Source organism: Geobacillus thermodenitrificans subsp. thermodenitrificans DSM 465 (genome assembly GCF_000496575.1).
In the GTDB taxonomy this organism is placed as follows: domain Bacteria; phylum Bacillota; class Bacilli; order Bacillales; family Anoxybacillaceae; genus Geobacillus; species Geobacillus thermodenitrificans.
In genome coordinates this window covers 1-4836 of sequence record NZ_AYKT01000039.1, presented here as the reverse complement: position 1 = coordinate 4836, position 4836 = coordinate 1, and the positions used below count along the sequence as shown (strand labels likewise).

Annotated in this window: 7 protein-coding genes; all 7 read left to right on the top strand. The window is 46.3% G+C overall.

All coding sequences use genetic code 11. The features are described 5' to 3' along the window. Positions 1 to 76: 76 nt before the first annotated feature. Complete coding sequence (locus tag DSM465_RS0117605; RefSeq protein ID WP_236620392.1) at positions 77 to 418, top strand: hypothetical protein; 342 nt, start codon at positions 77 to 79, stop codon at positions 416 to 418. Continuing rightward, positions 415 to 615 carry a YqaI family protein gene (locus DSM465_RS0117600; RefSeq protein WP_029761939.1) on the top strand — a complete coding sequence of 67 codons (201 nt, stop codon included), beginning with the start codon at positions 415 to 417 and terminating at the stop codon, positions 613 to 615. Before DSM465_RS0117605 ends, DSM465_RS0117600 begins: the two co-directional genes overlap by 4 nt. Before the next feature lie 119 nt (positions 616 to 734). After that, positions 735 to 1667, top strand: a complete 933-nt coding sequence (locus tag DSM465_RS0117595; RefSeq protein WP_029761938.1) for a YqaJ viral recombinase family nuclease — start codon at positions 735 to 737, stop codon at positions 1665 to 1667. Positions 1668 to 1676: 9 nt separating this feature from the next. Next, the gene (locus tag DSM465_RS19485) at positions 1677 to 1823 is read left to right on the top strand and encodes a hypothetical protein (protein ID WP_155121013.1); all 147 of its coding nucleotides are present in this window, start codon (positions 1677 to 1679) and stop codon (positions 1821 to 1823) included. 20 nt (positions 1824 to 1843) lie between these two features. Next, a complete protein-coding gene (recT, locus tag DSM465_RS0117585) occupies positions 1844 to 2704 on the top strand; it encodes a recombination protein RecT (RefSeq protein ID WP_029761937.1) in 861 nt (286 codons plus the stop codon). A gap of 170 nt (positions 2705 to 2874) precedes the next feature. Beyond that, positions 2875 to 3744: a replication protein gene (locus tag DSM465_RS19195; RefSeq protein WP_161627864.1), complete on the top strand. Its 870-nt coding sequence runs from the start codon at positions 2875 to 2877 to the stop codon at positions 3742 to 3744. After that, a complete protein-coding gene (locus tag DSM465_RS0117570) occupies positions 3650 to 4528 on the top strand; it encodes an ATP-binding protein (RefSeq protein ID WP_236620393.1) in 879 nt (292 codons plus the stop codon). The genes DSM465_RS19195 and DSM465_RS0117570 overlap by 95 nt, the downstream gene beginning before the upstream one ends. Positions 4529 to 4836: the final 308 nt, after the last annotated feature.

The following is a 4836-nucleotide window of genomic DNA, read 5'->3' as shown; positions in this document are numbered from 1 at the left end:
ACCAACTAGCCAGAACCACCGATACCCGTTTCCATTGTACCACAGTGCAAGACGGCCAAAAAGGAGGTGATGGAGCGTGACGAAGTCAGAGAAGCGTCGTATCCGCATGCAGGTGTTGGAGATCCTGGATAAGTATTGTCAGCAATGCCCATACGGACATAAGAACGAGTCCTACGTGCCATTATGTCGACAATGCCCCCATGGTCAGCGTATGCAAGAACTTGCTAGGCCGTTGTGGAGCAACAATGGAGAGGCCAGCGCTTGTGGTAAGACAGGCAAGTGGACAGAGGAGGAAGATTTCTACATCCTCAACCATTACGGGGTTCAACCGATCGAGGTTCTGTCCGCCCGAACAGGACGAAGCATACAGGCGATCCGAAAACGCCTTGAAACACTGAAAGGAGGTGAACCTGCATGATTGAGAACCCGATTATTTCTGACTGGCATCCGATTCAGCGACAAGAACCTTGCGTTGTGGGCTATTGCGATGGGTGCGGTGACAAGATCTATGAAGGTGAAGAGGTCATCGAGTTCCCTGACGGATTGGTGATCCACCGGAAACAATGGTGCGCATATGAATATTGCTGCAAGTATGGCGCAGCCCAAAAGGCATGAAAAACGCCTCACTGGGGGAGTGAGGCGTTTTGAAAAATAGGGAAAGGGAGATTCCTGATTTAAAACAGTCACCTACATAGTACAGGAATCGCCTTCAAAAATCAAATGGAGGTGGAAAAATGTCCGTCGTCTTTGCCAACACAAATGAAATGAGCCATGAAGAATGGTTGGCTGCGCGTCGGAAGGGAATCGGAGGAAGCGATGCAGCTGCCATTGCCGGTTTAAACAAATGGAAATCTCCTGTTGCGGTGTATCTTGAAAAGATCGGACAAGCCCCAGAGGAAAATGTGAGTAGCGAAGCAGCGTATTGGGGCACAGTGCTTGAGGATGTCGTCGCTCAAGAATTTAGCAAACGAACAGGTCTCAAAGTGCGGCGCAGAAATGCGATTCTACAGCATCCAGAACATTCTTTCATGCTTGCAAACGTGGATCGGCTGATTGTCGGTGAGAAGGCAGGGCTTGAATGTAAAACGGCCAGTGAATACCTCAAAGAAGAGTGGAAAGATGATGAGGTTCCGGCACAATATCTCATTCAATGCCAGCACTACATGGCTGTCACTGGTTTTGATTCCTGGTGGATTGCGGTTCTCATAGGTGGAAATAAGTTCATCTACAAAAAAATCGAACGAGATGAGGAGATCATTCAGTATCTCATCCAAATCGAGTCGGACTTCTGGAACAATCACGTGTTAAAGAAAAATCCTCCAATGTTCGACGGTTCGGATGCTTCGAGTGATTTGCTGAAAGCTTTATATCCGACAGCTAAGTTTGACGAGGAAATTGAACTTCCACCTTATGCTGTCGATTTGATTGCAAAATACGAACAAGCCAAGCAAGAGGAAGCCGAAGCTGCTGAACGTCGCAAGGAAGCTGAAAATCAGCTCAAGGCTATGCTTGGTGATTATGAAAGAGCCTTTGCCGGTGATCGTATCGTCACATGGAAAAACGTTCGTAGCAGCCGTGTTGATACGAAGTTACTCAAAGCGAAGTATCCAGAAATATATCAAGAGGTCGCCAGGGAATCGATATCGCGGCGATTCTCCGTTAAGTAGGTGATTAAAATGTTTGATTTACAGGATATCAGTTTTGCTCTTACTGCCGGTATTTGGTTTGGCGGAGCAGTGTCACAGTTCGGTTGGCGTAACAAACTTTTAGGCACTGTTTATACGTTTTTAGGAATTTTGTTTTTGGTCCTGATCGCAATTTAAAAAATCGGGAGGTCATAAGTATGGCAACAAATCAAACGCTAAAAAACCAGCTTGCAAACAAAGCGAACAAAACAGAGGCAGCAGCGCCTACTCCAGCACAAACGATTGCAGCATATCTCAAAAAAATGGGACCTGAAATTGAAAAAGCTCTTCCAAAGCACATGGATGCCGATCGCATGGCACGAATTGCTCTTACAACTATCCGGACGAATCCAAAATTGCTTGAATGTTCTGTTCCTTCACTTCTCGGTGCGGTTATGCAAGCAGCACAGCTTGGACTAGAGCCGGGGCTCATCGGACATTGCTACTTCGTTCCGTTCAAAAATGGAAAAACAGGACAATCCGATGTGCAATTCATCATCGGCTATAAAGGCATGATCGACCTAGCACGGCGCAGCGGAAATATCGAAAGCATTTATGCTCATGCGGTTTACGAAAACGACACGTTCGAATATGAGTACGGCTTACATCCAAAGCTCGTTCATAAGCCAGCGATGACAAACCGCGGTGAGTTTATTGGTGCCTATGCGGTTGCGCATTTCAAAGACGGCGGCTATCAATTCGAATTCATGCCTAAAGAGGAGATTGAAAAACGTCGCAAGCGTTCAAAAGCAGCCAATAACGGTCCGTGGGTAACGGACTATGAGGAAATGGCCAAAAAGACTGTCATCCGGCACATGTGGAAGTACCTGCCGATCTCCATTGAGATTCAGCAGGCAGTTGCGCAGGATGAAGTGGTCCGAAAAGACATCACTTCTGAACCAGAACCAGTCGAGTACATCGAAGCAGAGGCATTTGAGGTTCCTGCAGAGGAAGAGCAACAGCCGAAAGAAGAGAAAGAACCAAGCAATTTTGAACAGGAGAGCTTTGACATCGAATGATGGAACACCGAATTGTTATCCCTCATCATTTCCGTTGGATGGCTGCTGGCAACAAGAAACTCTACATCGAGTATATCAAAGGCTACATAAAAAGCAGCCATCCCGGCTTGAAGCCGAAGAGAGTGGAAGGACGATATGTGATTTGTGTCAAGAAATAGGAGGTGTTGAGCTTGGCAGACGTACAGCTTGAGCATGGATATACCAAAATTGCAAACGAGATTTTAGAACGCCTGGCGCTGACCAAGCTCAGCCCAACTCAGTTTCGATTGATTTTAGTGATATGGCGATATACTTATGGGTTTAATCGAAAAGATCATGAGATGTCCTTATCCTTTCTTGCTGAAGCCACGGGCGTGCATAAGCAACGAGTGAAACAAGAACTGGATAAGTTGATTGAAAGTAATATCGTCACCGTTACTGAGGAAGGTACTTATTCGAAATCAAGGAAACTAGCGTTTAACAAGGATTATGATACTTGGCGCTTACAGTCAGCAAAAGGAAGTACAGTAAGCGAAATTGCTGACACTACAGTAAGCAAAAACGCTGACTCTACAGTAAGCGAAACTGCTTACTCTACAGTAAGCGAATTCGCTTACCAAGAAATAAAAAATATAAATAAAGATTTAAATAAAAATATTGATGATGATATAGGCGACGCCCATGCTCAATCATTCCAATTGATTGCTAACAGATACATCCAACGCAGAGGAAAAGGACTATCGCTTTCTCCTAAAGATGAAGCGGCCATAGAAAAACTCCTGCAAGAGCAGATACCGCTGGATGACATCCTTAAACTGATCGACCAAGTGTTTGACGAGTATGAACCAAAATTCAACGGTGACGAGATCCATTCTTTCGAATACGTGCGCAAAGTGTTGCTAAGCAAATATCACGGGCAAAAAGGAGAGGATACGGATGGCGGGACGATTCGCAAGCATCGCCGAGGTGTTAGCCGATCTGCAAAAGAAGGCAGCAAGTCATACGAGCAAGTCCTCCGAGAAGCTGAAGCAGCCAGACGAGCGTGGGGATGGAAAGGGTGACTACGAGTGCCCCCAATGCAAAGACACGGAATTCATTTTCTATCGAGACGAGCGTGGTTATGAATTCGTACGACCTTGCGAATGCCGGGAACGGAAGGCGTGGAAACGGCGGTTCAGGCAAGCACTCATTCCCGATGAATTTGTTCATGCGAATTTCGAGAACTTCAAGCGAGTGACGAAGTATCAGCAAGATATGTACGATATGACCATTAGCTACCTAAACGAATTCGCTGTGATTAAACATGATGACGGTACAACAAAGAAAATTATGTCTGATAAAAATCTTGGCTTGATCGCAGTTGTTGGGGAGCAGCGATTACGAGAGCTTCCGGCTGGCAAACGGGCTGAAATGAAACAAATGCACAACAATTTTGGAGTGGGAAAGACGCATTTGCAAATTGCGCTAGCCAAACGGCTGATCAAAGACGGATTCAATGTGTTGGTGGTTTCAGATGTCACATTTATGGACGAGCTGATTCAAGCCAAGATGATGAACGACGAGGGAGAAACGCTCAATCGACTCCTGCATAGTGCGATTCACGCGGATGTGCTGGTGTGGGATGACATCGGGAAGGCGAAATGGTCCGAAGCGAAAGAGGCGTTATATTACAAAATCATAAATGAACGGTATCGGAAACAAAAACCGATCGTGTTCAACAGCAATGAGGATCGAGGGACATTGAGTGAAAAAATTGGCTATGCAGCTGCCAGTCGGCTGCTCGGGCAATGCGGTTCATACCTCTTGGAAGTCGAAGGCGAAGATTTCCGGCTGAAAGGAGCATAAAACATGTGTGTGAAATGCGACGGAACGGGGCGGCTATACACAAGAGTGATGAACGGGGCATGGTTAGTGGCATCCTGCGACTGCGAATACACAGAAAAGGCCCGGCGAGAGCACGAGCGTGAGATGCAGGTGTTTCGCAAGCGATTGGCGGAGGCGTGTGAACGATTGGGAATCACAGAGGATGTAGTTTGGGAAGTAGGTGATCAGGTTGGGTATTCTCTATGAAAAGGTGCAGTTCATGAAAGATCTTAAACGCCAACATGTCATCAACCAGCTTATCGAGATGGGCATACATGAGTACGAGGGAC

Bases quoted from the DNA above. Each gene is read 5' to 3' on its own strand.
- recT (WP_029761937.1), top strand. From the start codon at position 1,844: ATGGCAACAAATCAAACGCTAAAAAACCAGCTTGCAAACAAAGCGAAC.
- DSM465_RS0117595 (WP_029761938.1), top strand. From the start codon at position 735: ATGTCCGTCGTCTTTGCCAACACAAATGAAATGAGCCATGAAGAATGG.
- DSM465_RS19485 (WP_155121013.1), top strand. From the start codon at position 1,677: ATGTTTGATTTACAGGATATCAGTTTTGCTCTTACTGCCGGTATTTGG.
- DSM465_RS0117600 (WP_029761939.1), top strand. From the start codon at position 415: ATGATTGAGAACCCGATTATTTCTGACTGGCATCCGATTCAGCGACAA.